22 protein-coding genes are annotated in these 25,117 nt (G+C 40.4%); 14 read left to right on the top strand and 8 right to left on the bottom strand.

The genetic code is table 11. From position 1 onward, the window contains the following. The first annotated feature begins 23 nt into the window (after positions 1–23). From C8268_RS10935 to C8268_RS10915, 5 genes are all read left to right on the top strand, one after another. Positions 24–1,235, top strand: coding sequence for a cell wall-binding repeat-containing protein (locus tag C8268_RS10935; RefSeq protein WP_106767681.1), 1,212 nt, complete (start codon positions 24–26; stop codon positions 1,233–1,235). A 79-nt stretch (positions 1,236–1,314) separates the two neighbouring features. Then, the gene (locus C8268_RS10930) at positions 1,315–1,560 is read left to right on the top strand and encodes a hypothetical protein (protein ID WP_106767680.1); all 246 of its coding nucleotides are present in this window, start codon (positions 1,315–1,317) and stop codon (positions 1,558–1,560) included. Between the two features lie 99 nt (positions 1,561–1,659). Next, a complete protein-coding gene (locus tag C8268_RS10925) occupies positions 1,660–2,370 on the top strand; it encodes a response regulator transcription factor (RefSeq protein ID WP_106767679.1) in 711 nt (236 codons plus the stop codon). Then, positions 2,360–3,787, top strand: a complete 1,428-nt coding sequence (locus tag C8268_RS10920; protein ID WP_106767678.1) for a sensor histidine kinase — start codon at positions 2,360–2,362, stop codon at positions 3,785–3,787. The genes C8268_RS10925 and C8268_RS10920 overlap by 11 nt, the downstream gene beginning before the upstream one ends. Continuing rightward, entirely contained in the window at positions 3,771–3,974 is a 204-nt protein-coding gene (locus tag C8268_RS10915) for a hypothetical protein (RefSeq protein WP_106767677.1), read from the top strand. The genes C8268_RS10920 and C8268_RS10915 overlap by 17 nt, the downstream gene beginning before the upstream one ends. A gap of 55 nt (positions 3,975–4,029) precedes the next feature. On the opposite strand, the gene qoxD is transcribed toward C8268_RS10915, so the two are convergent. From qoxD to qoxA, 4 genes are all read right to left on the bottom strand, one after another. Further along, positions 4,030–4,317, bottom strand: coding sequence for a cytochrome aa3 quinol oxidase subunit IV (gene qoxD / locus C8268_RS10910; RefSeq protein WP_106767676.1), 288 nt, complete (start codon positions 4,315–4,317; stop codon positions 4,030–4,032). 1 nt (position 4,318) lies between these two features. After that, positions 4,319–4,915, bottom strand: coding sequence for a cytochrome aa3 quinol oxidase subunit III (gene qoxC / locus C8268_RS10905; RefSeq protein WP_106767675.1), 597 nt, complete (start codon positions 4,913–4,915; stop codon positions 4,319–4,321). Next, the gene (gene qoxB, locus C8268_RS10900) at positions 4,912–6,855 is read right to left on the bottom strand and encodes a cytochrome aa3 quinol oxidase subunit I (protein WP_106767674.1); all 1,944 of its coding nucleotides are present in this window, start codon (positions 6,853–6,855) and stop codon (positions 4,912–4,914) included. The genes qoxC and qoxB overlap by 4 nt, the downstream gene beginning before the upstream one ends. 70 nt (positions 6,856–6,925) lie before the next feature. Then, positions 6,926–7,912: a cytochrome aa3 quinol oxidase subunit II gene (gene qoxA / locus C8268_RS10895; protein WP_106767673.1), complete on the bottom strand. Its 987-nt coding sequence runs from the start codon at positions 7,910–7,912 to the stop codon at positions 6,926–6,928. Between the two features lie 524 nt (positions 7,913–8,436). On the opposite strand from qoxA, the gene C8268_RS10890 reads away from it, so the two are divergent. From C8268_RS10890 to cls, 3 genes are all read left to right on the top strand, one after another. Beyond that, a complete protein-coding gene (locus C8268_RS10890) occupies positions 8,437–9,009 on the top strand; it encodes a GNAT family N-acetyltransferase (protein ID WP_106767672.1) in 573 nt (190 codons plus the stop codon). Between the two features lie 113 nt (positions 9,010–9,122). Then, positions 9,123–10,712 carry an alkaline phosphatase family protein gene (locus C8268_RS10885; RefSeq protein WP_106769917.1) on the top strand — a complete coding sequence of 530 codons (1,590 nt, stop codon included), beginning with the start codon at positions 9,123–9,125 and terminating at the stop codon, positions 10,710–10,712. Between the two features lie 351 nt (positions 10,713–11,063). After that, entirely contained in the window at positions 11,064–12,512 is a 1,449-nt protein-coding gene (gene cls / locus C8268_RS10880; protein ID WP_106767671.1) for a cardiolipin synthase, read from the top strand. An 85-nt stretch (positions 12,513–12,597) separates the two neighbouring features. On the opposite strand, the gene C8268_RS10875 is transcribed toward cls, so the two are convergent. Then, on the bottom strand, positions 12,598–13,365 hold the full coding sequence (locus C8268_RS10875) for an AraC family transcriptional regulator (protein ID WP_106767670.1): 768 nt from the start codon (positions 13,363–13,365) through the stop codon (positions 12,598–12,600). A gap of 248 nt (positions 13,366–13,613) precedes the next feature. On the opposite strand from C8268_RS10875, the gene C8268_RS10870 reads away from it, so the two are divergent. Together C8268_RS10870 and C8268_RS10865 are read left to right on the top strand one after the other, a co-directional pair. Next, positions 13,614–14,822 (top strand): NupC/NupG family nucleoside CNT transporter, encoded by a 1,209-nt coding sequence (locus tag C8268_RS10870; RefSeq protein WP_106769916.1) that lies wholly within the window; start codon positions 13,614–13,616, stop codon positions 14,820–14,822. A gap of 37 nt (positions 14,823–14,859) precedes the next feature. Then, on the top strand, positions 14,860–15,765 hold the full coding sequence (locus C8268_RS10865) for a nucleoside hydrolase (protein ID WP_106767669.1): 906 nt from the start codon (positions 14,860–14,862) through the stop codon (positions 15,763–15,765). Positions 15,766–15,814: 49 nt separating this feature from the next. Here the strand turns inward: C8268_RS10865 and C8268_RS10860 are convergent, their stop codons facing one another. The 3 genes from C8268_RS10860 to C8268_RS10850 are packed head-to-tail and all read right to left on the bottom strand — an operon-like array spanning position 15,815 to position 19,600. Beyond that, positions 15,815–16,972 carry a Ger(x)C family spore germination protein gene (locus tag C8268_RS10860; protein ID WP_106767668.1) on the bottom strand — a complete coding sequence of 386 codons (1,158 nt, stop codon included), beginning with the start codon at positions 16,970–16,972 and terminating at the stop codon, positions 15,815–15,817. Between the two features lies 1 nt (position 16,973). After that, a complete protein-coding gene (locus tag C8268_RS10855; RefSeq protein WP_234032755.1) occupies positions 16,974–18,509 on the bottom strand; it encodes a spore germination protein in 1,536 nt (511 codons plus the stop codon). Positions 18,510–18,514: 5 nt separating this feature from the next. Continuing rightward, complete coding sequence (locus C8268_RS10850) at positions 18,515–19,600, bottom strand: GerAB/ArcD/ProY family transporter (protein ID WP_106767667.1); 1,086 nt, start codon at positions 19,598–19,600, stop codon at positions 18,515–18,517. A gap of 450 nt (positions 19,601–20,050) precedes the next feature. Between C8268_RS10850 and C8268_RS10845 the strand changes: the two genes are divergently transcribed. The 4 genes from C8268_RS10845 (at position 20,051) to C8268_RS10830 (ending at position 25,016) form a co-directional block, all read left to right on the top strand. Beyond that, entirely contained in the window at positions 20,051–20,659 is a 609-nt protein-coding gene (locus tag C8268_RS10845; protein WP_420094243.1) for a short chain dehydrogenase, read from the top strand. Positions 20,660–21,030: 371 nt separating this feature from the next. Further along, entirely contained in the window at positions 21,031–22,311 is a 1,281-nt protein-coding gene (locus tag C8268_RS10840; RefSeq protein ID WP_106767666.1) for a radical SAM/SPASM domain-containing protein, read from the top strand. 120 nt (positions 22,312–22,431) lie between these two features. Then, a complete protein-coding gene (locus tag C8268_RS10835) occupies positions 22,432–23,265 on the top strand; it encodes a S8/S53 family peptidase (RefSeq protein ID WP_106767665.1) in 834 nt (277 codons plus the stop codon). Positions 23,266–23,282: 17 nt separating this feature from the next. Next, the gene (locus C8268_RS10830; protein ID WP_106767664.1) at positions 23,283–25,016 is read left to right on the top strand and encodes an ABC transporter ATP-binding protein; all 1,734 of its coding nucleotides are present in this window, start codon (positions 23,283–23,285) and stop codon (positions 25,014–25,016) included. Positions 25,017–25,117 lie beyond the last annotated feature (101 nt).

Here is a 25,117-nt window from a genome sequence, read left to right as displayed (position 1 = left end):
AGAAGATCTGGAGGGATAATTTTATGAAAAAAGTGTTGACTACCGGTATAACAGCCCTGCTTGCATTCGGCGTACTTGCAGGATGTCAGAATAATGAAAACGCTAGTTCGCCTGCGCCGACCGAACCTTCTAATGGAAGCTCGCCGGCGACGCAGACAGAAGCAGGTGTGCCATGGGTTGGAACGAAGAACACGACTCGTATTAATACATCTGATCCAGTAGAAGCGGCGGTACTCACTTCCAAGATGCTCTGGACATCAACCAATGACAACAATAAGGCCGGTAGCGTTGTGCTGGTCGATTCGGAAAATTGGCAGATTGCTGCAGCCAGTGCAGATTTGATTCACCATCCGAGCAACGGACCGATTTTGTTTGTAAATAAGGATGGAATTCCGGAAGCTACGTATAATGAGCTGAAACGATTGAACCCAAAAGGTCCGGAAAGTAACGATGGAGTTCAGGTTATTATTGTTGGCGATGTTGCCGGGAAAGTAGAAGAACAGCTAAAAGAGTTGAACTATAAAGTAGACAAGATTGAAGGCAAGGAGCCAGCTGCCGTTGCACAAGCGATAGATGCTTATTACGCCAAGGTATCAGGAAGTCAGCCGGAATCTGTCATTATCGGCTCAATGGACAGCCCTGAATTTACATTGCCGGCGGTGAACTGGATTGCCCATATGCCGGAACCGCTTCTTTACGTAAGCAAGGATGAGATTCCGGAAGCAACGATCAATGCTTTGAATACACGAGAAGGCAAAGCAAATATTTATTTGATCGGTCCTGAATCGGTAGTATCCGCTAAGGTGGAAGAAGAACTAAAGAAATATGGAAAAGTGACGAGAATTTCAGGTGAAGATCCATATGAAAATGCTGTTAATTTTGCGAAATTTAAAGATCCGGAAACCGAATTTGGCTGGGGAATTACCAGTCCCGGACATAACTTCTCGTTCTTGCCAACCGATTCTACCATGCTGACGATTGCGGCAGCCCCGTTCTCCCACCTGGGCAAGCACGCGCCGCTTCTGTTCACGGACAAGGACGGCATGCCGGAGTCTGTCATGCAATATGTAATGTCCGTTCAACCTAAATTTAAGACGAGCCCAACAGAGGGACCGTATAATCACGCCTGGATTACAGGAGATGTAAATTCGATTTCTGAAAAAGGACAGAGTGAAATCGACGATATGCTTGAGATTGTTCCAGCTTCTGGCGGAGACGCTCACAGCGGTCACTAATTCACAGCAGTGTCACAGCCTCTACACAAAAAACACATGATTTCTCGCTATGATAGGTTCAAGAGGAGGCGAATTCAACATGAAGAACAAATTTCTCGCTGGAATAGGAGTTGCAGTACTTATGCTAGGCCTCGGTACGGCTGTATACGCAGATGCAAATAATTGGTCCTTTCGCGACATGCTGCCGTTTATGAAGCAAATGCATCCGGAAGCTTCCGAACAGCAGCTTTATAACATGTATGAGAGCTGTCACGGCAAAGACGGAGCGATGACACGTAACGGCGGCCCAATGATGTGGAACACAAACTCATTGCAGGACTCCTAAGATATGGATGAGCTAAACCCAGTCTGACACGTATGTGTTCTTGGCTGGGTTTTGTTCTATAATGATAGGAATGAGATGAAAAAAGCAGGTGAAGCATGTATGAAAATTCAGGTTCTTGTCGTCGACGATGAGTGGAATATGCGTAATTTATTGCGGATTTATTTAATGAAAGAAGGCTTTGAGGTGAGGGAGGCGGCAACGGGCTCTGAGGCGCTGTCTTTGATCAAACAGCATGCATTTGATGTTATCCTTCTGGATGTGATGATGCCGGACATGGATGGATGGCAGGTGTGCAAGAAGGTTCGGGACGAGAGCCAGGTTCCTATTCTGATGTTAACTGCACGTTCAGAGACGAAGGACAAAGTACGTGGCTTAGGGATCGGTGCTGATGATTACTTGACCAAACCGTTTGAAGCAGAAGAGCTTATTGCAAGGGTGTACTCCTTGGTACGCCGGTACGCGATGTCGAAGATCAGCTCGCCCCCGGAAGTAAAACTACATTATCCCGAACTGTCAATTCATCCTGAGGGGCGTGAGGTTTTAATTCATAATCATCCCGTTGATTTTACGCAAAAAGAGTTTGATCTGCTGCTAATGCTGGCTCAAAACACGCATCGTGCCTTTTCAAGAGAAGAGCTTGTTGAACGCCTTTGGGAACATGATTATCACGGGGAATCCAGAGTGATTGATACCCATGTGAAAAACATCCGTGAAAAGGTACATAAGGCTGGCCTAAGTTATAATCCGATTCAAACCGTATGGGGGATCGGTTATAAATTTTACCTTGCTGGTGAACATCATGATTCATAACCGGATTGGAACAAAGCTAGGTTTATGGATGATATCATTATTTTTAATCGTTCTTGTGTTTCTAGGGGTGACGATAGATCGTATGTTCACCAATTTTCATTACTCTGAAATGAGGAACAATTATTATGAAATGACAGCACACTTTGTTACGATGGCTTCATCAAAGGAGCTGGCAGCTGAGCAATCGCTGGATGCTTTTGCAGATTTCTCTGAAGTGAGCATGTTTTTTATTAGCAGTCAAGGAGAAGTGACGGCACATTCAGGTTCACATGATCCTACCGATCATTCCTTCATTCGCGAGAAGGATGTTGAGCAAATATTTTCCGGTCAAAGTGTTAGTTTCACGCATACAGATCCGGACGGCAATCGATATCTTGTAACCGGCATGGCTATTCCACGGGAGGATTCGAAGGGTGTAAGTGATTCGGCTTTATATGTGCTTGCATCCACTCAGCATGCGGATGAGTCTATTGCGAGTATACGGCGTTTGCTTATTCTTTCTGGGTTCGGTGCATTCCTGCTTGCACTCGGTTTCGTTTGGATAGCAGCTCAGGTACTATCCCGGCCACTGCTCCAGATGCAAAGGGCAACCCGTAAGATTGCTGCAGGAAATTTGCAGACGCGACTTCCTATCAGGAGCAATGATGAAATCGGATCGTTAGCTGGGGCTATTAATGATCTCGCTAAAGATTTACAGCGCTATCAGGATACGAGGCAGGAGTTTTTTGCGAATATATCTCATGAGCTTCGCACACCAATCACCTATTTGGAAGGCTATGCGAAGGTAGTAAAGGAGAAATTATATACTTCCGAGGAAGAGAAGGATAAATATCTTGACATTATTCAAGAGGAAGCCGTTCGTTTGCAGCGGCTCGTTAACGACTTGTTCGAGCTTGCAAAGATGGAAGAAGGGAAGATCAGCCTGACGCTAGAGTGGATAGATCTAACTGAGATTGTCCGCAGCGCTGTTCGTAAAATGGAATGGAGAGTGAAAGAAAAAGGTTTAAAACTGCTTGCTAATTATGATTCGAACGCCCCTCTCATTCAAGGAGATGGTCTTCGCATGGAGCAAATTATAATCAACATGCTGGATAATGCCGTACGTTATACTGAATCAGGCAAGATTACAATCACCCTTCGCAGCGATCATAAACAAGTCAAAGTGACGATTGAAGATACAGGTATAGGCATACCTGAAGAAGAGATTCCCTATTTGTTTGAACGTTTCTACCGGGTCGAGAAGTCCCGATCCCGCCAGCACGGGGGGACGGGTCTAGGATTGGCTATTGCCAAAAAGCTGATTGATCTTCAGGGCGGTGAAATTCGTGTAAGCAGCACAGTTGGTGTTGGTACGAGATTCGATATTTGTTTTCCTGTTCGGGAAAGTATGGGGGAAGATCATGATGAAAAAGATTGAGTGGGTGCTTGCAGCCGGATTCATGATGATTGGTTTCATATGTTTAATCGTCTCGGCAACATCATTTCCAGAAGGAACATTTCAGTACCCTGGATGGAGATGGCTTCGCATTAGTATCATGTTTGGATTGTTTTTACTGGTGAGTGGGAGTATATATGCACTGATCAAATGGCTTCGTAAGCGATAAGTATAAAAAAACAGCCTTCCTTGTTTTCGCAAGGAAGGCTGTTTAATTTTTCGTATTATGCGTACCAGCCCCATACAAAGATGAAGAGAGATCCGAGGATCGTAACTAATGCAACGAACAGGGCATAGGCAATATTGATATAAAGAGATTTTTTCTCGTCCGTTTCCCCGATGTGCATGAATAAAACGAGCTGGAGGGATGATTGGATCACAGCGGTGACTACCAATATTCCCATTTTTGCCGCAGACGGTATATCCATAAGCACAACTAATGCAAGGGCTGTAAGGACGAGAGAGGAAACATAACCTACAACATGCTTCACGGGAAATAGCTGTTTCATCATGTCACATCAGTCCTTTCAGGTAAACAAAACTGAAGATAAAGATCCACACTACATCTAGGAAGTGCCAGTACAGTGAGAAGATAAACGACTTGTTCGCTGTACGATGGTTCAGGCCATGTTTTCTCAACTGGATTAAAATAGCTATTCCCCACAAGAGACCGAAGGTGACGTGTGCACCGTGAGTCCCTAGAAGCAAGAACAAGCTGGATAGGAAAGCACTTGTCGAAAGTGTAGCCCCTTCATGAACGTAAGTGAAGAACTCATAAATTTCAACACCGAGGAACGCGGCGCCGAGCAACAGAGTGATGATCAAAAAGATCATCATCTGTTTTTTCAGGCCCAGACGCATGCTGTGAACCGCGAGTCCAATCGTAAAGCTTGATGTCAGCAAGAGAAAGGTTTCAACCAGAACTGGCCCAATCTCAAATATTTCAGCACCGCTCGGACCATTTGCATAACGATTGACCAAAATGAAGTAGGTGGTAAACAGGGTTGCGAACAGTGCGATTTCAGCTCCGAGAAACAACCAGAAACCAAATACTTTATAGCGGTTTTCATCAGTCCCGTATTCAAGCGGCTGAGTGGCATCTATTTTCATACCGTATCACCCCGCAGTTTCTTTTCTGTTTCAACAACTTCTTCTACCGGTATATAGTAACCCTCGTCCCGGTCAAAGGACATCGCAGCCATCACGAGCAGTATGGCGACACCCGATATTATGGCTGGTACCCACCAGCTGAATACCAGGAAGAAACCAAAGAAGAAGAAGATCACACCGAGAATGAACGGTTTTCCATCATTGCTTGGCATATGAATTTTCGTGATTTTTTCATCTGTAAGCGGAACATTATCCTTCTTGGCGAACCAGAATGCATCACGTCTTGTAACCTTTGGTATAACAGCAAAATTATACACTGGAACAGGACTGTGTGTAGACCATTCCAACGAACGGGCATTCCATGGATCTCCTGTTTTGTCCCGTGGTTGGTAACGTGTACTCCAGTAGATGTTGTACACCAGAATAATAAAGCCGATAGTCAAGCCGATCGCACCGATCATGGAGAGCATATTAAGCGGTCCAAAACCTGTCTCCGCTGAGTACGTGTACATCCGGCGTGTCATCCCTTTCAATCCCAGGAAGAACATCGGGAAGAAGGTTACGTTAAATGAAATGGCAATAAACCAGAATGCAGTTTTACCAATTCGCTCGTTCAAACGGAAGCCGAATATTTTAGGGAACCAGAAATGGAAACCTGCAAGTACGGCAAACACGGTACCCGGTATGAGTGTGTAGTGGAAGTGTGCGACCAGGAACATCGTGTTGTGATACTGATAGTCGGCGCTGGCCATCGCCAGCATGACACCTGTTACCCCGCCGATCGTAAAGACCGGAATAAAGGCCAGGGAGTAAAGCATCGGGGTCGTAAATTCAATTCGACCTCGGTGCATCGTGAATAGCCAGTTGAATATCTTGACCCCGGTCGGAACGGCTATGGCCATCGTGGTGATGGAGAAGAAACCGTTAACCGCTGCGCCTTGACCCATGGTATAGAAATGGTGAGCCCAGACAAGGAACGACAGGGCAGAAATGACAGCCATACTGGCAACCATCGATGTATATCCGTAAAGATTTTTTCGCGAAAATGTTGAAATAACTTCACTGAAAATACCGAAGGCCGGCAGAATAACAATATATACTTCAGGGTGACCCCATACCCAGAACAAGTTGGCCCACAGCATATCCATACCGCCGTTCGCCATCGTGAAGAACTGGGAACCGAAAAGTCGGTCGAACATCATCAATAGCAGTGCAATCGTCAATACCGGGAAAGCAAAGATGATGATGACGCATGTAATGAGAACGGCCCAGGTGAACATTGGCATCTTCATCAAGGTCATGCCTGGTGCACGCATTTTAAGAATCGTAACAATAAAGTTGATACCCGTCATCAGCGTCCCGAACCCTGATATTTGCAGGGCGAGGGAGTAATAGTTCATCCCAACGGTTGGGCTGAACTCATTGCTTGCCAGAGGGAAGTAGGCGGTCCAGCCTGCGTCTGGCGATCCTCCGATAACGAAGGAGATGTTAAAGAGCATAGCTCCGAAAAAGAACAACCAGAAACTGATTGCATTCAGGCGCGGAAACGCTACGTCACGCGCACCGATCTGAAGCGGAATGACTACGTTCATCAGACCGAAGATAAATGGCATCGCCATAAAGAGAATCATGATAACGCCGTGTGTTGTAAACACTTCGTTATAATGCTGCGCTGTCAAGAATTTCATTTCAGGCGCTGCCGTTTGAGCACGCATCATCACTGCATCCACACCGCCGCGGAACAGCATGAGCAAGGCAGCTATGATATACATGACACCTATTTTTTTATGATCCACTGTAGTGAGCCATTCCCGCCACAGATAACCCCATTTTTTAAAGTAGGTTAAACCTACAACGATTCCGAGCGAGACGAGTACGATACTCACCATGGCACCGTAGATCAGTGGATCTCCGGTAACGAAAAATTCGTCCCATTTCATAAGGGCTTAACTCCTTTCTCGATGTCCGAAATACATTTCATTTAGAAGGAGGATATGATCCTCTGTAACACTAATGTCCTTCATGCTCGGTTGATTTTTCATCAGCCGGGAATTCTGGAAGAGGTTTGTCAGGATCAACATTCGTTTCACTGTCAAACTCGCTTTCCTCTGTTGTTGCCGGATCAGGATGCTTCGTCTTGTTTTCCTGATGATCGGCATTTCCATGAGCATTGTGCTCCGCAGGTGGAGGGCTGAAAGTCAAGTGGGTGTTCGAGAAGGACATTCTGCCAACATGATCTGTTTCAAGAAGCTTGTCGAAATCAGCTTCAGTGAGTTCAGGAGCAGTTGTCTTCACGTCATTTACCCATTGATCAAACTCAGCAGGAGTCATAGCCAACGTTTCGAACTCCATATGCGCAAATCCTTCACCGCTAAAGTTTGAGTTTTTACCCATGTAGGACCCAGGAACATCAGCAACCAGATTGATTTTCGTAATCATGTCTGACATACCATATTTTTGTCCTGCCAATTGAGGAATCCATAAACTAGTGATTGGTCCGAAAGAGTATATACGGAACTCGATCGGGCGATTTGTTGGAATGTTAACGTAGTTAACCGTCTCAACACCTTCCTCCGGATAACTAAAGTGCCATTTCCAGTTTGATGAAGCGGCGTAGATCACTAGAGGTTTTTGGTCCTCATAACCTTTTGGAACGTTTTCAACAGCAACCGTGGATTTCACAGTAACTACTGATAAAATGGCTACAATAATAACAGGAATCGAAATCCAGGTTATCTCAAGCCACTTGCTGCCCTCATCATGTGGCGGTACATAACCTTCGTTTGATTTCTTAGCACGGTATTTCACCAGCATAAAGATAAACAAGGTGTAAACGACGGCTAAGACTCCAAGCATCATAAATATGGAAAATATGATGGTCTCAGACAGGGTTCTAGCAGCCGGCCCCTTTGGATCTAACACCGTTAGCGAGCTGCATCCCGATAAGAGCAAAGTCAAGCTCAGGAACAATGCAAATAACGGCCCTCTTTTTTTCATGTTGTACCCCTTTCCTTCCTACTCGTTCTTCAAGCGTTATTCATTCCTATTGCTATAGTAAGAAGTCCGTTTGTACAATGCAAAATGAATTAAATTGCTCTAATAACATATAATGGTTGAATCATGACAAAGTACGTAACATTGTGTGTTCAAATTGTTACATTTTAGGTGGAGTGTGAGGCAGATCATTGTAATTACGCGGTTTGTAGCCTGTTCATAGATTGTTCAAATATTTGTTATAGTTACTAAATTCGTCACAATTTTAAGGGTGGAAAAATGCTTTTTGTCCTTGCGCCACAAGGGTTTGAGGGGTATATGTAATTGTAGGAACTTAAGCCAATGTTTGGCGAGGTGAAGAAATTGCGGTTTTTTTGCCCTAGCTTTGTCGATTAGTCTATTTCATTGTAATCTATTAAATTACAAAAATCACCATCAATATCTTTGTATTTTGGTAGATCGCTAGGGAAGATGTTGGTATAATTTACTAACCTATTAAAGATATATTATGTAGGGGTGCATAGTTTATGAAGGATTTGATGTTGTTTGAGTTTCCCGACAGCTTTCAAACGGATCGGTTATATATACGTTCTGCTTTATGGGGAGATGGTGCAGCTATGAATGAAGCGATCAGGGAGAGTGCGGAGGACTTACGAAGATGGCTTCCTTTTGCCAATCGTATTCCTTCCATAGAAGAGTCGGAAGCTTTTGTTCGTAAATCCAGGCTGAATTTTCAGGAACGAAGTGATCTGGTGATGCTTATTTTTGATAAAGAGACGGGCTCTTTAGTAGGCTGTACGGGTTTACATCGGATTGATTGGGAAGCGCGCCGGTTTGAGATTGGGTATTGGATTCGCAGCTCTTGCGCTGGTAAAGGATTAATGACAGAAGCTGTGAACGGCATTACGGAGTATGCAATTTCTCAGCTGGAGGCCAATCGGGTTGAAATTCGGATGGATTGTAAAAATACTCGCAGCCGTCGTGTTGCTGAGCGTGCAGGCTTTACTCTTGAGGGGATTCACCGAAATTGGAATCGAAATGACAGCGGTGAGCTTATGGATCTGATGGTATTTGCCAAGGTGCGAGGACACGATTACTAATCTATAAGAGCCAGCCGATCATCGTCGTGAGCGATGAGTAAAAAGTTAGCAAATGACGTACTCTAACGTTGTGAACTTTTGACTCTTCGTGATTAGGCGGGTGAATGGATGTCATGTTTAAACAAGCATGTTTTATAGTGCTCTTACTTCTAGTCATTATTGCACTTATTGGGTGCCAGAAACAGGAGACGAAATCGAAGGAGCAGGATCTGCTACAGGTGAAGTCGCTCCGTGGAAAAGAAAAGAAAAAAGTCATACTTCTATTGGCTGATTCTTTAATGCCTCAGGCGATTGATAAAGGGATTGAGCAAAATGAGCTTCCTTCCCTAAAATTCCTTATTGATCATGGGCAGTATTACAAGGACGTTGTAACCTCTTTTCCAACGATGTCTTTAACGATCGACAGCTCTTTACTAACCGGTTCTTATCCGGATGGTCATCGCGTACCGGGACTTGTATGGTATTCATCGGATGAGAAGAAAGTGATCAATTACGGAACCGGACCGATGGAAGTATTGAAACACGGATTGGATCCGGTTATGGTTGATGCCTTGGTTAACTTGAACGGTAAACACTTAAATCCTCATCTGCCTACTATATATGAAGATTTGGCTCAGAGGGGACTGAAATCCGGTTCTATTAACGGGCTTATCTATCGCGGGCCGATTGATCATACACTCTCAATTCCATTCTGGATTCAGATACCTACGAGTTTGCCCAAGGAAATTCAAGTGAAAGGCCCGGATTATATGGCGCTTGGTTCCTTGACGAACCCGCTTGAAGACATTAAAAATCTGCCTGATGGCATGACCAAACGTATGGGGTTCAACAATTCATATTCCATCGAAACGGTGAAATATTTAATTCAGGAAAATAAGTTGCCTGACTTTACATATGTATACTTGCCTGATTTGGATCAGCAGCTTCATAAAAAGGGACCGTCCGATATAAGCGGCGTCAAGGAATTGGATCAGCAGCTTCATTCTTTGTTGCAAGCATTTGGCTCACCGGAAAAAGCTTTAAGCAAGGTGGTTTTTATGATCGTCGGAGATAGCGGGATGACTCAGATTCGGCCTGCTGATGAAGATCCGGAGATTGATTTGCCTGCCCTTTTGAAGGATTATCGTGTGCTGAAGCCAGGTGAAGAGGTGACGGATAAAACCGAGATTGTCCTTGCTGTAAATGAAACGATGGCTTATGTATACAAGCTGAATTCGGAGCAGTCGTTAAGAAGTTTGGCTGAACTTATGGTCACTGACCCGCGTATTGATGTGGTTTCATGGAAAGAACATGATTGGATTCACGTGCTCCAAGGAAAAACATCCAAAGAAGTCCGGTTTAAAGCAAATGGCCCGCTCTATGATCCTTACAAGCAAAAATGGACAGTCAAGCAAAATTCAGATGTATTGGATCTGACAATCGATTCTGCCAAGAAGTCCATAAACTATGGAAAATATCCTGATGTACTGCGCCGCTTGTCTGGCGCTTTAAATTCTCATTCCGGGCCATTTTTAGTCGTCACTGCTAAGCCGGGATATGAACTAGCAGATCGAAGCTCTCCGACACATAAAGGCGGGGGAGGGCATGGATCTCTAAGTTATGACGAGTCGCTGGTTCCTCTTATCCTATGCGGAACCGATCAGAAACCTCCATCCTTGAGGATCGTTGATTTAAAGTCTTTTCTACTTGAATTATTTTCCTGAAATATAGACTCTGCATCGCTTTTAATGCGGGCATGAGTCTTTTTAAATGCATCTATAAGCTTCTTTTTAAAGGAATGTTTACGAAAAGGAGCTAATAAGCCAAAATGGATGGAGATACACCTGCGTTGGACAGTTCAATAAAATGACGCCAATTGATGAATTGATGTAGTTCAGGAGGTAATCAAGTTGTTATGGGGAGTCAACAAGATGAGGTTTTAAAGCAGGCAAGAATTAAGAAGCGCCCCCCATCTGGACAGCCCTTTCATCCTATGCTATGCTGTGTAGTCTATAATCGACCATCCTAAAGAGCGATAAGAAGATACGTAAAGACATATTTGAAGGAAGATTGATATGAACATTACATCCTGGCTGTTGGGTCTCATTATATTTTTGAATATTGTATTTGCGTTTGTCGTTATTTTTCAGGAAAGAAGAGATGTCGGTGCGACATGGGCGTGGCTGCTCGTATTGCTGTTGATTCCGATCGCCGGTTTCATATTGTACTTATTCTTTGCTCAGAACTTTAGACGCAAGAAGCTGTTTTTTTGGGATGATATTAAAAAAAGAGGACTGGATCAAGGGTTGAAATCCCAAGTTTCTCAGTTTCGATCGCAGCGATTCCAGTTTCGAAATTACTCTTCGGCTCGGTATAAAGATTTGGTTACGATGAACCTGTTATATAATCAAGCGGTGTTGAGCGAGGATAATCAGGTCAAGATTTTTACAGATGGCAGAGAAAAATTCGATGCTTTGTTTAACGATATTGAGCAGGCGACCGATTTTATTCATCTTCAATATTACATCATTCAGAAGGATAAGCTTGGCAAACAGCTGATGGAGCTTCTGACAAAGAAGGCGAAAGAAGGCGTTGAAGTCCGTGTTTTGTATGATGAACTGGGCTCCAGAAGGATGAATAAAAAGTTTCTAAAAGATCTTCGCGCCGCTGGTGGACAAGTTGAAGCTTTCTTTCCATCAAAATTTCGTCTGATCAATATTCGTCTGAATTACCGAAATCACCGCAAGCTCGTTATTATCGATGGGAAAATCGGTTACGTGGGCGGTTTTAACGTGGGAGATGAATATCTCGGACTTGACCCTAAATTTGGTTACTGGCGGGATACACATCTTAGAATTGAGGGAACAGCCGTATATTCCATACAGACCAGGTTCATTCTGGACTGGAATCAGGCTTCGCATATTCATGACATTGCTTACTTTCCGAGTCTTTTTCCCCATATAGAAGCCAAAGGTAATGTCGGCATTCAGATTGTTTCCAGCGGACCCGAATCGGAATTCGAACATATCAAAAACGGGTATTTAAAAATGATCACTTCAGCCCGTTCATCGATCTATATACAAACACCGTATTTTATTCCGGATGCGAGTGTGCTTGATGCTTTACGAGTAGCTTCTTTGTCCGGGGTTGAAGTTAACATCATGATTCCAGATAAGCCGGATCATATGTTTGTATATTGGGCTTCACTATCTTATATTGGAGAGCTGTTAAAGGTCGGCGCAAACGTCTATTTGTACAGTAACGGTTTTATCCATGCGAAAACATTAGTGGTTGATGAAGAAATCGCTTCTGTAGGTACAGCGAATATTGATTTTCGCAGCTTTAAGCTTAACTTTGAAGTGAATGCTTTTATTTACGATGAACGAATTGCCCAGCAGTTACGTCAGGAATTCAAGAAAGATGTTAGTGTATCCACGCTGCTAACGATGGAGAAATATATGAAGCGCTCACGCTGGATCAAAATAAAGGAATCGATATCTCGTCTGCTGTCACCAATTCTATAAAGCGATTCAATGGGGCAGCTTATTCATAAGTACGGGTTGAATCTGAAACGTCAGGGAGCTATATCCCTGGCGTTTTTTCAATTTGTCAGTTATTTTTAGCATTTTCAGCGTGTAACGCTCTGAACATCCTGGGTGTCATGCCGATTTCACGTTTGAACATACTCGAGAATTGGGAGTCGTTGACGAACCCGGACTCAAGCGCAATATCTGAAACGAGCATCAGCGGCTCATTTAATAAGCAATCTTTCGCGTAGTTCAGCCGTTTCTGGTAAAGATATTGGAGCGGGGCAATCCCGTATTTTTCTTTGAACAAATGCCGAAATCGATCATAACTGTATCCTGCTATGTCCGCCAAGGTTTCGATCGAGAGCTTTTGGCGGAAATATTCATCCATATAATTACGAACGTACTGCATGCGATCTTCTGTCTGGTAGGGGGCTTTTTTTGTTCCAATTAATCGTTGTAAATGAATCGCAAGTTCACCTACGAGCAGGTTGAGCATCTCGGCAAAATGGTCCTGCCTTTGCATAAACTCATCCTTCATTCGATGTACGATATGTTGAATGGTTCGGTCTGTATTATCGTCAAAAATACCGTTCAAGTTTGCAATACCAGGATAATCACAATGAAACCCGATGAATAACACATCAGCATCAGTATGATGTATCTCATCATGTTCCACATCAGGAGAGATCAAGGCAAATTGATCTTTACTGAATATGTATTCGATAGAATCGACCGTTGTTTTTCCGTTGGCATAGTAATACACAAGCTCATAGCAATCATGTGTATGGGGTGGGATATACTGTCCCTGTGAACGTTTTGAAAAGAAAAGAAAATCCAATTGATTCATAATTCTCCAACCTCCTGAACAATTTTAGCCGAATCATATAAAAAGGTGACCGGATTAAGATAAAAAGAAAGGACATTCCATGTTAGTATGATATCACCGATTAGCCAAATCATAAAATAATTGACGTCAAAATGAAAGCGCTATGAATCAAATGTTAAATAGACATGTATTTGGCTTAAATGCGGTGGGAAAGAATGAAGATCATCACCTAAAAAGCAGCTAAATTGAGGCAGGGAGTGTCATTTATGGTGAATTTTCTGTGGGGGCTTATCGGACTTGTTGTCTTAGGGGGACTAGCTTGGCTGATTTCGACAGATAGAAAATCAATTAGCTATCGTACAGTTATCAGTGCTCTTGCTCTTCAAATTCTCTTTGGTTTTATCGTACTGAAGTGGGATTTTGGACAGGGCATGTTTAAGAAGCTATCTAATTTTGTGGAAACGATCATTGGCGCATCGCAAGCAGGGATCGAGTTCTTATTCGGCGGCCTTATTGCAGATAATGGATTCGTATTTGCACTGCAGGTGCTTCCGATCATTATTTTCTTTTCTTCTCTTATTTCTGTTTTATATCATCTCGGAATCATGCAATGGGTCATTAGGCTTATTGGAGGCGTATTAACGAAACTACTGAGAACAAGTAAGCTTGAATCGACTGCAGCAGCGGCAAATATCTTCCTTGGATCTTTTGAATCAGCGCTTGTTATTAAGCCTTATGTTGAGAGATTAACAAAATCAGAGCTGTTTTCGGTCATGGTTTGTGGAATGGCAACAGTAGCCGGTTCCGTATTTGCCGGTTATGCAGCACTGGGAATTCCGGTAGAATATCTGCTTGCCGCAGCGCTTATGGCCGCGCCTTCCGGATTGCTGTTTGCCAAAATCATTGTTCCTGAGGTAAAAAGCACAGAGGTTCAGCAATTGGAAATCAAAAATGAGCGCGTATCAAAAAATATTTTTGATGCCGCTGCCATCGGTGCCAGTGACGGCATGCGCCTGGCTCTAACGATTGCCGCCATGCTTATTGCATTCACTTCTTTAATTGCATTAATCAATGTCATCATCGCACCTGTTGGAAGCCTTTTCGGAAATCCAAACCTTACGCTTGAAACGATCTTTGGTTATTTGTTTGCACCATTAGCTTTTGTCATTGGTATTCCGATAGATGAAATCATCGGTGGCGGCTATTTTATCGGAATTAAATTTTCTGTTAATGAATTTGTGGCATTCACCGAATTTTCAAAGCATCTCCATGAGTATTCTGACAAATCGATTGCGGTTATCAGCTTTGCTCTTTGTGGGTTTGCGAACATCGCAGGCATTGCCGGAGCTATCGGAGGTCTTGGAGGCATCGCGCCAAAACGCCGGACAGAAATTACCCAACTGGGTGTTCGCGCATTGGTTGCAGCTACATTAGCCAACCTTGCAAGTGCAGCGATTGCCGGAATGTTTATTCAATAAAATATATTCTAAAATCAGTAAAAGGTAGGGAACGTTCATGACAAACCGAATTATAATTGACACCGATATTGGCAGTGACATCGATGATGCCATGGCGCTAGCTCTCGCCATGCGTTCCAAAGAGCTGGTCATTGAAGGCATTACAACGGTTTACGGCGATGTGGATCTTCGCGCCAAGCTTGCTAAAAAACTGCTGCAGCTCGGTGGGCGAGATGATGTTAAAGTTTTTGCCGGAATCAATCAGCCGTTATTGCATAACCGGGATATTTGGATGGCCGGTCATGAAGGTGAAGGTGTATTAACGGATTATGAACATATCAAATATGAACATGATCATGCTGTAGATTTTATGGTGAAGACGATTATGGATCATCCCGGTGAGATCACGTTAATTCCTATTGGTCCGTTAACCAATATCGCAGCAGCGATAATTCGTGAGCCAAAGATTGTTGAACATGTGAAAGAGATTATTTTGATGGGCGGGGTGACTCGTCTTGGTCATAATGCTCTTGAGCTTCCGAAGGACGAGCATAATATTCGATGTGACCCTGAGGCGGCAGCGCTCGTATTTCGAAGTGGCGCTCCCATTGTGATGGTTGGGCTGGATGTCACATATCAAGTAACCTTAAGCAAAGATGACAGGAATCGGCTGGAGGCTTCCCAAGATCCTCTTAACTTGGCACTGGTTAAGCAGCTTGATCGCTGGTTTGATTTCATCAATGAAGATACTACGAAAATGCATGATCCGTTAACCGTTTCACTAATGATTGATCGAAGCATGGTCAAGACGGAAAAGATGTCTGTCTATGTTGATTACGATCATCGTCAAATGACCGGCCAAACGGTTGCATTACCTGATCAAAACGGGAATGTGGAAGTTTGTCTTGAGGTAGACAGTCAACAGTTCTCTACGATATTATTCGATCGCTTATTATCAAACTAGACAATGATCCAAGAAGCCGAGACTTGAAATACAAGGTCTGGCTTCTTTTTTATTTATTTTTTTGTAATTTCATCATACTTATATGTTTGATGTTGACTTTTACAGTGACGAGATCCAGTGAACGTTCACTCAGCAGGTGTTCACTTGTATGCTTCATTTTTTTCCAGATTCCCGTTTCTTTTTTGAATAAAAGATACTCTAAGTTATACACATCGGAATGGATGTTCAAACCATTGCGATAAGTGTCTAATATTTCACGTTTTACTATTTCAGCTGCTTCCTTTTCTAATTCTGTCTTTGTCAATTCTGTAAGGACTTCGGTAACAATACCATCTAATTCGATTTGAATATGGTATTTGGGTTCTCCGTGAATTATGTTTAATGATTTATGAATCTTTGGCTTTACAAGTGCCATTGAAGCGACATCAATCCCTTCCTTTTTTATATGTATTGGAGATCGCCATGTTTCTTCCTGCATCCAACGCAGTCCGGTTAGTTCTTCATTCGTTAGATATCCATTGTATTTATGATTCGACATGACATGTGCGCCTTCAATAATTAACTTTGGATCTTGTTCCATATTCATTTTCCAAGCGGATGAATCGATGGCGACATTGGGCAGCAAAGTTGTCGTAGCGGGTTCCGTTAATCCCAGAAGAAATTTAATGTATTGAATCGGAGTGATATCGGATTTTTGTTTATACTCTTGCAATGGTTCATGTAATATCGTTTTTAAGGGTGAGGTATTGTAAAACGGCTTTGTTGTCATCAGCTTTTCAATAGATTCTTTCGTACCGAAAACCCATGGAGTCAATCGAATCTCATAATAACGGTGGATTGTGTCGATGTTATTCATAACATCCGTCTTCAGAAATTTTTCGCTCATGATAATAGATGAGATATGGCTCAAAACTGTTCGTTCTTGCACGGATTCGGCGATGTTGCTTATTGCCTGATTCAACGTTTTCCCTGTAGATTTTCCTGTCCATACTTGTGGAGGGCTTTTCGATTTTCCTGATTCAGTTTTCGCTATATTTGTGAAATCAAGCATCTGGATATATAAGATGTACTGATCGTCTACATAATCTATACCTATCGCGGTTACATAGTTGATATCTTCGATTTCCTTATTATCCCAACAACCGCAAAGCAAGCTAAAAATCAATAATATGGCGACTCTTTTTATGATGTTTCGGTATGCTTTCATATTACCCGGATTCACCTTCTTTGGATGTATTGTCTATGGTGTGAAGAATCTCAGGTCTTTTCTTTTTAAAAGCCCAAGGTTTGGTAAAAAAGGCGGACAATAGATCTCTCCAGGTTAATGGAGAATAGGGGGCAAGATAATGAAGGCCGAAAGACTCCAGGACAGATAGATAAGCGATGATGCTCATCATCCCGATAAAAAAGCCCAACATGCCGAAAATGGACGACAACAGAAGTACATACAATCGAATGATGCCGACCGTTCCATTCAATGTCTGGTTTACCAACGTAAATTTCCCAATGGCTGTTATAGCTATAACGACAACGATCGTGGGGGAGGTAAGACCGGCGCGGATTGCTGCATCGCCAATGATCAATCCACCAAGTACGGCGATCGTTTGACCGACGGCTTTGGGCAGGCGAACTCCTGCTTCTCTAAATAGTTCAAACATGCCGAGCACTAGAAAAATTTCAATAGGTGTTGAAAAAGGAAGGCCGTATCTTGAATTGGATATGGTTGCAAGCAGAGGGAAGGGAAGCTGGTCCAAATTGTAGGCTACTAAGGCAATCCAAAATCCTGGCAAAAATATCGTTACAAACAAACCAATCAGTCGAAGTGAACGCTGGAAGATGCTAACATAGTAAGGATTATAAGAGTCTTCAGGCGTTTTTATTAACTCTAGCATATTGCAAGGTGCGATTAATCCCATTGGAGACCCATCGACTAGTATAATAAATCGTCCAAGCAGCAGGCATTCACTCGCATAATCAGGTCTGCCGGTATAGTCCAACAGAGGAAAAACAGATAATGTAGAATCCGATATCCCTTCTTCCAGCTGTCCAGAGGTTACCAGAGCATCCACTTTAATATTTTTTAATCGTTTCCTGGCTTCTTCAATGACTTCCGGACGCGCAATATCTTTAATATACAGTAAAGCGACTTGGGTCTGGCTTCGCACGCCGATGGTAAATTGTTCATTATGCAAAGAGGAGGTACGCAGTCTTTTACGAACTAACGCTACATTGGTACTTAAATCTTCAGTAAAACCGTCTCTGGCTCCTTTAATGGATATTTCCGTATTCGATTCTTGCGGGAGCCTTTTCGGTACTTGGCCAATGTTTAAAGAATAAAAGCATTTTTGCTCTGAAAAAAACGCAATTAAATTTCCGGAGAATAAAAGCGTCTCCACTTCCGAATGCTGTACCGGCTTCCATTTCATCGATTTAGCGAGCTCCCGAGCGAATTGTTCCCAATTTGAGAAATTCTCCAGCATCCCTTCCAAATGAGGCAGAACATGCTGAGTCATTAACGTTTTATTAATCATTCCTTCACAATGCAGTAAAAGTGTTGGAATGGCTGACTCCTCTTTGGAAGGAAATTCAGTGATCGTCACATCGGAAGATTCCGCAAAAAGAGCACGTAAAGATTGCTCATTTATCGTTTCGGCAGAGGAGTTCTTTTTCTCAGCTGCTGGATCGGCTGTTGGTTTTTGTTTATTTTTTCTTCGAAACATTTGATTTCGAGGTTTGTAATTCATCCTGATCACCTTTTTCTTGTCTTGACCTTGATGGTAGTAAATAGTGCGATCATCAAAGTGAGAGTTGATAAAAAAACAAGTGAAATTATGGAGTATTTCCCTAAAGTATATTGTTCAATCTCTTTATCAATCCTCGGGATTAAAGATATGCCGGTTAAAAGAGCACCTAGTATGAATAAAAAAAGAAGGCGCCACTTCGGTTTTTTTATGGGGATGCCATTCGAGATAATGAGTAAAAAGAGGGAGATCCGTATTAGTGAACCGGACATCCACTGGTACAAAGCTAAAAAATCGACATGAGTGACATATTTGGTTATCGTGACGAGCATCCATTGTTCAAAGGCAGGATACCGTAATTGTGTCGCCATCGTTGCTCCAAAACTGCTTATAGCTCCCATGAGAGGTCCAATGGTAAGTCCGCCCAGAAGGACAGACAACATAACAACGGATAGATAATTTAGTTTGCGAGATACGTATTGTTGAATAAAGATCAATACAATCAGTTCCATGAAACCCCCGGATGCAACGATCACACTGTTTAATGTAGGCCTGTAACCTTCAACGAATAAAGGAGTTAACAAGGAATAATCTTTGTATTGCATATTGGCTATAGCTACAAAATGACCCAGTATCCACACAAAAGGAAGCAGGACACCGGAGATGATCGCAATAGATCGTATCCCATTATTGGCAATATAAACGCACAAGAGAATAATGCTGATCGAGATCGCTATTTTAGGCGTTTGTGGCAAATAGGATACGTTAAGCCATGTTGTCGTCTCCCTTAATATGATCATGGCCATAATGAAAAAGTAAACAACAGTAATTATGGTGAAAATCCACGTTAATGTCGATCCAAAACGCTGTTTGAACCATGTGAAAATAGGTTCTTGATTGGTTCGCTTCATTATAAAATAAATAATGTACACCCAGGCTATTTGGATAACGATTGTCACGAGTACACCAAACCAGGCATCACGACCAGCGCTTTGCAGCAATGCAGGAATCATAATGACATGATTGGTAATTCCCAGAGCTAAAAGCATTATAAAGTAAATATTTAAAGTGGAAATTTGTTTGATATTGGTCATTTTGATATCTCCTGGTGCTGATTTGGTATTGAAAGTATTCTCCATTTACTGTTTTTTATGTATAAAGGTGTGAAAGTAGGGGGCTGCGCCTGAAGATGAGAATAACTTGAGTACACATTTTTTTTGAACGAGAATTGAGAGAAGTACAAGCGAAATTCATGACCCGTAGTAGGCCACCGTATATATAATTGGCGGCCTACTATTGGTTTGGAAAGGAAACATGGGCATGGTAATGATTTACATATGTTCGTTCGGAATATTGATATATTAATTGCGCAATTAAATAATACGTAATTTCGTATAATTTGGAGGTGTCATTTATCTGTAGGATGAGCATTGGCATATTCCAATCTTTTTCAATTTATCATTTAGATAGATAGGAGGTACGTTATGGATGAGACAATTCTAATGCGGACATCCTTAAAAGAGGGGAATCCATAGAGAGAAAGGATGTTGAAATTGAAAGTAATTATTGTTGGGGCAAGTGGTACGATTGGACAGGCAATTGCTAAAGAGTTCGAAAAAAATCATGAAGTTATTAGGGCTGGACGAAATGGCTTAGATGTAACAGTTGATATTACTTCTGCTCAGAGTATTAAAAAAATGTACGAACAGATTGGAAAAGTTGATGCTGTAATTAGTGCAACCGGTGGGGCGCATTTCGCGCCTGTTTCGGAACTAACACCAGAATTAAATGAAATAGGAATCGAAAGTAAACTTAAAGGCCAAATTAATTTGGTACTTCTAGGAATGGACTATGTAAATGACGGAGGAAGCTTTACTTTAACAACTGGTATTATGATGGATGATCCCATTCCACAGGGCGCTTCCGCTGCCATGGCAAATGGTGGTGTCAAAGCTTTCGTAAAATCAGCAGCGATTGAAATGCCGAGGGGAATTCGGATAAACAGTGTTAGCCCTAATGTATTACAGGAATCATGGGAAACATACGGAGATTTTTTCCAAGGATTTGTGGCAGTTCCTGCCAGCCGTGTAGCACTTGCTTATAAAAAAAGCGTCAATGGGGCTCAAACCGGACAAAACTACGAAGTCTATTAATTTATAGATAGCGGCCGGGTATATAATTATGAAGTCTTATTTGTAGGTCTCATGGAAAAATTGTTGGGATTTGAGGGAAATAACATTCAGCAATTAAAAAACTTCCTATAGAGATATCCAAGCCACTCTAGAACTAGAAGTGGCTTTTTGATGTAGCTAAGCAACTTCTTATCAAGATATGAGAGAAACGGGCTAGGCCTTCCTTTCTTCTCATCGTTCACATATTGTCCATTGGTCATAAAGGGGGAAAAGGATTATTATGGAATCAATCAGTTGGGGTAATTTACATAAAAATGATTATTTTTGTATTTGTTTTAAAAAAAAGCTTAAGGAATTTTGAATATTAAAATTTCTTAAAAGGAGGAAACAGTATGTATAGATACTCCATTGAAACTAGAGTCTTAGAAAATAATCATGAAGTTATCTTGGGAAATAGAAGAAATGGTGAATGGATTAAAACAACCAAAGAAATTTTAGAGTTTATCGATGAGTATATGAAATGTTCTGCTCAAGAGCTTAATGATTTTTTTGAAAGTTTTTCTGAAGAGGACAAAATATACTTGCTTTCATTAATTGAGATTTTGAAAAAAATAGACATAATTGTTGCTATTGATGATCTTCGAGACTATAGGGTTGACATTGATGATGTACTTATTACTCTTACAGAAAGATGTAATCTTACTTGCAAACATTGCTCTATGAATGCGACTAGTATTAAAAATGACGACAAACTAAGTTATGAAGATATTATTCGAATTATTGATCAATTGAAAGAGTTAGAAGTAAAGAAGGTCATATTGACAGGTGGCGAACCAATGGTTAGAAATGACTTCTTCAAAATTATTAAATACATAAAAGAGAATACCCAGCTAAGTATTGGAGTAATGACTAATGCGACATTAATAAATAAAGATAATATTGACGAACTTGTCAAGTATTCAGATTCTTTAGATATTAGCATTGATGGTGTTGATGAAGAGACTTGTTCAGTGATCAGAGGAAAAGGCGTGTTTAACAGGGTTATTTCAGTTGTGAAAATGTTAAAGAATAGGGGGTATGAAAATATAGCCTTATCCATGGTAGAAACACCGAATAATTCTAGATTTGTGAAAAAATTTTATGAATTATGTAAAGAACTTGCCATCATTCCTGCAGTGAGGAAATTTGAATATATAGGAAGAGCAGTTGAAAATAAAGAATTTCTTAATAAAGTTTACTCAGAGGACGTAACTCTGACTTTAAGGAGCGGAGAGTTTGAGAACGATAATGATGGTGAAAAGCAATTGAGTAAACACAATATGCCAAGAATTAAAATGGGGCGCTGCGGAGCTCTCAGGAAAAGTCTTAGCATTAATCACAATGGAACGATTCTCCCATGTAGTTTGCTTAATAAAGAAGAAGATAGTCTAGGGAATGTTCTTGATACGGAACTGCGAAATTTATTCGTTACCCAAAACCTTACTGATCTAGGATCCTATAAGAAATTAGATAGACTTGAAGCTTTACCGAACCAGGAATGTTCTACATGCAACGTGCGGTACTTTTGTCTAACATGTCCTCATATTACAGAATTGGTTTCTGATGGGCTAGAAACAAAAAACAGTATATGTAATGGGAGAAAGGACTATCTTGAGGAACTTGTTTGGGGGTGAGTAATTATTAATAATGAAGCTAAAATAATAATTATTGATAGTGGAGTTTCTCCTCAAGTTGAAACCCGAAATCAAAAATGCTACAAAATATGTGACGGAGAACTTATTCAATCAGAACCTATGGACAACAATGGGCACGGAAGTTATGTAAATCAGCTTATTCAAAATGTTTCTGAAAGCAAATGCAGTATTACTAATTATTGTTTTCTTAATAAAGAGTTGCGAGGAAAATCTCGAGATTTATTAATTATGTTAGAAAATATACCTCTAGACACAGACATTATTAACCTGAGTCTATCTACATCTATGATAGATTATGCGGAAGATTTAGAACGTGTATGCAAAAAGTTAGTCCAGAAGAATATTACAATTATTGCTTCAATAAGCAATAAGACCGAACCAAGTTATCCTGCTGATTTTCCGTGTGTCTTAGGAATTAAAGGTTATTTCTTAAACAACAGTAAAAAAATAAGATATGAAATTAATAAAAAGATGAACATTATCGCTGATAAATCACCAGTAGTCGTTAGAGATATTGATGGAAAATTCAATTTCTTTGGAGGAAATAGTAAGTCGACAGCTTATGTTTCTGGAGTTTTGGCCCAAAAAATTAGAAAAGAAGGATTCAGCCTAAACGGTTATTTGGCGGAAATTGGGGAAGTAAATGAGGAAGATTTGTACGATATTTATAGTTTTGAGTATGGCCCCCGTGCTAAAGACTATGATGCATTTAAACTAAAAATGATCGAACTCATTTTAGAGGATACATTTGAAATGAAATATAAGGATTATGAAAACCTTAGAATTGAAAACGTTTTTACTAATGGAAGCAAGACACTGACAAAATTGCTCCATTCCTTAATGGCAGAATTTAATTTTGATATGGACAAAAAACTTATTAGAATAATTGATTTCAAAAACGCATACTCCATTTACGATGCATTCAATTTATAGGGACGAGAGGACAGGCAATGGACAAAATTGAAAAGATCCAATGGGTGTATAGAAATGTAGCTGGTATAAAAAAGTATCTTGTTATGATAATTGGTCTTTCTATTTTAGTTTCTTTTCTTGAAATAATGTCACCCATGGCTATTTCATTTATAATTGATAAGGGGATCATAGGCAAAAATTTGAAAATACTAGTAGTATTAATTGTGTTGTATTTCACAATCTCTTTATGTAATTACTTATTTAGTTGGATGATTAGGAGAGTTGAAATTTCACTTGGCAATAAAGTTTTTGAAACATATAGTAAAAAGGTTTTTGTTAATCTTTTCCAAAAAGAAGGTGTATATTATACCAAATATTCAGTAGGAGACTTACTTACTGTATTTTTTCAAGATGTTTTTAGTATTAAGTCATTCTTTACTCAGTCGGCATCTATGTTTTTTCTAAATATATTGGTTTTTTTGTTTGTGTTAATAAAAGTTTTTTCTATTAACGTTTTTATAGGTTGTATTATTACGATTAATTCCGTTTTAGTTTTATTTTATCAATTAAATACTCAGAAGCGAGCAGAAAGCTTATTTATTAAATCAAAACAAAGTTATATTAAATATAATGATTCCTTACAAAATGTACTATCCAATTTGATGAATGTAATGAGCTTGGGAATAAATCGACAACTCAAAAAAACTAACAGTAAATTACTGCATAATGTTATTAATGATGAAAAAAATATTGCTCAATTATATAATTCAAACACTTTAATTGTTCAGATACTAGCTAATTTTCCAATAGTTATTATTTACGGCTATGGAGGCTACTTAGTAAGCCGAGGTTCCCTAACTATAGGAGTTATTACTTCCTTGATTATGTATTATCAAAATCTATTTTCTCCTTTAATGAAAGCAATAAATACAAGAAATATACTTCAAGAAGGCTTTCTTTCAATTGAAAGAGTAAGAGACTTCCTGACTGATTCCAATAGAGAAATAGTAGAGCAAAATAAGAAGTTACCTTTTTTTCAAGAAGGAAACACCATTACACTGAATAATATTTCATTTGGTTATTATAGTGATAAAAAAGTAATTGATAATGTTTCCCTTACATTTAATAAAGGCGATATAAATTTTATAGTTGGGAAAAGCGGATCCGGAAAATCAAGTTTATTGAAATTGATTTATAGATTGTGGGAGCCCGATTCTGGAACAATAAAAATCAACAATATTGATATTAGAGATTCAGAAATTGAAAATTATAGAGATAATATTTCCTTTATTACTCAGAATATTCATATGTTTAACGACACAATAAAAAATAATATTTTATTAGATAAAGATATAAGTGAAGAAAATCTCCAAGAAATACTTAAAATAGTTGAATTGGAGGATGTTATTGCTGCATTACCTGAAGGAATTAACTCGATAATAGGGGTTGAAGGAAATAATTTGTCTGGAGGACAACTGCAAAGAATTGCAATTGCTCGGGAGCTTATGTCTAATAAACCGATTTTATTGTTAGATGAGTTCACTAATTCATTAGATAAAATTCTTGAAAATAGAATCATAAAAAATATTATCCAATATTGCAAGAATAAAACCATTATCATAGTGACTCATCACATGGATATGACAATTTTAGGGGATAAGATATTTGTTTTAAATGATGGGAAAATAATCGAATCTGATTCTCCAAAAAATCTCCTAAAGTTGGATGGTGAATTCGTTAAATTAATGATGGCTGCTAAAAGCACTTCATAATAAGATCTTGTCGCATCATTAAGCTGTTGGTATCTACTATTCTAAAAGGAGAGTGTCATTAATAATGACCCAAAAAGAAACGAAACTGAGAAAAATTACTG

Origin of the sequence: Paenibacillus faecalis, assembly GCF_900289175.1 — a bacterium.
GTDB classification, from domain to species: Bacteria; Bacillota; Bacilli; order Paenibacillales; family Paenibacillaceae; genus Paenibacillus_AQ; species Paenibacillus_AQ faecalis.
This window is presented reverse-complemented; position numbering and strand designations above follow the sequence as displayed.

What these genes read in the sequence shown, in the direction of transcription:
- C8268_RS10835 (WP_106767665.1), top strand. Translation starts at nt 22,432, where the DNA reads ATGGACAACAATGGGCACGGAAGTTATGTAAATCAGCTTATTCAAAAT.
- C8268_RS10830 (WP_106767664.1), top strand. Translation starts at nt 23,283, where the DNA reads ATGGACAAAATTGAAAAGATCCAATGGGTGTATAGAAATGTAGCTGGT.
- C8268_RS10925 (WP_106767679.1), top strand. Translation starts at nt 1,660, where the DNA reads ATGAAAATTCAGGTTCTTGTCGTCGACGATGAGTGGAATATGCGTAAT.
- C8268_RS10845 (WP_420094243.1), top strand. Translation starts at nt 20,051, where the DNA reads ATGTTGAAATTGAAAGTAATTATTGTTGGGGCAAGTGGTACGATTGGA.
- cls (WP_106767671.1), top strand. Translation starts at nt 11,064, where the DNA reads ATGAACATTACATCCTGGCTGTTGGGTCTCATTATATTTTTGAATATT.
- qoxA (WP_106767673.1), bottom strand. Translation starts at nt 7,912, where the DNA reads ATGAAAAAAAGAGGGCCGTTATTTGCATTGTTCCTGAGCTTGACTTTG.
- C8268_RS10840 (WP_106767666.1), top strand. Translation starts at nt 21,031, where the DNA reads ATGTATAGATACTCCATTGAAACTAGAGTCTTAGAAAATAATCATGAA.
- C8268_RS10885 (WP_106769917.1), top strand. Translation starts at nt 9,123, where the DNA reads ATGTTTAAACAAGCATGTTTTATAGTGCTCTTACTTCTAGTCATTATT.
- C8268_RS10865 (WP_106767669.1), top strand. Translation starts at nt 14,860, where the DNA reads ATGACAAACCGAATTATAATTGACACCGATATTGGCAGTGACATCGAT.
- C8268_RS10935 (WP_106767681.1), top strand. Translation starts at nt 24, where the DNA reads ATGAAAAAAGTGTTGACTACCGGTATAACAGCCCTGCTTGCATTCGGC.
- qoxD (WP_106767676.1), bottom strand. Translation starts at nt 4,317, where the DNA reads ATGATGAAACAGCTATTTCCCGTGAAGCATGTTGTAGGTTATGTTTCC.
- C8268_RS10875 (WP_106767670.1), bottom strand. Translation starts at nt 13,365, where the DNA reads ATGAATCAATTGGATTTTCTTTTCTTTTCAAAACGTTCACAGGGACAG.
- C8268_RS10850 (WP_106767667.1), bottom strand. Translation starts at nt 19,600, where the DNA reads ATGACCAATATCAAACAAATTTCCACTTTAAATATTTACTTTATAATG.
- C8268_RS10930 (WP_106767680.1), top strand. Translation starts at nt 1,315, where the DNA reads ATGAAGAACAAATTTCTCGCTGGAATAGGAGTTGCAGTACTTATGCTA.
- C8268_RS10915 (WP_106767677.1), top strand. Translation starts at nt 3,771, where the DNA reads ATGATGAAAAAGATTGAGTGGGTGCTTGCAGCCGGATTCATGATGATT.
- C8268_RS10855 (WP_234032755.1), bottom strand. Translation starts at nt 18,509, where the DNA reads ATGAATTACAAACCTCGAAATCAAATGTTTCGAAGAAAAAATAAACAA.
- qoxB (WP_106767674.1), bottom strand. Translation starts at nt 6,855, where the DNA reads ATGAAATGGGACGAATTTTTCGTTACCGGAGATCCACTGATCTACGGT.
- qoxC (WP_106767675.1), bottom strand. Translation starts at nt 4,915, where the DNA reads ATGAAAATAGATGCCACTCAGCCGCTTGAATACGGGACTGATGAAAAC.
- C8268_RS10920 (WP_106767678.1), top strand. Translation starts at nt 2,360, where the DNA reads ATGATTCATAACCGGATTGGAACAAAGCTAGGTTTATGGATGATATCA.
- C8268_RS10890 (WP_106767672.1), top strand. Translation starts at nt 8,437, where the DNA reads ATGAAGGATTTGATGTTGTTTGAGTTTCCCGACAGCTTTCAAACGGAT.
- C8268_RS10860 (WP_106767668.1), bottom strand. Translation starts at nt 16,972, where the DNA reads ATGAAAGCATACCGAAACATCATAAAAAGAGTCGCCATATTATTGATT.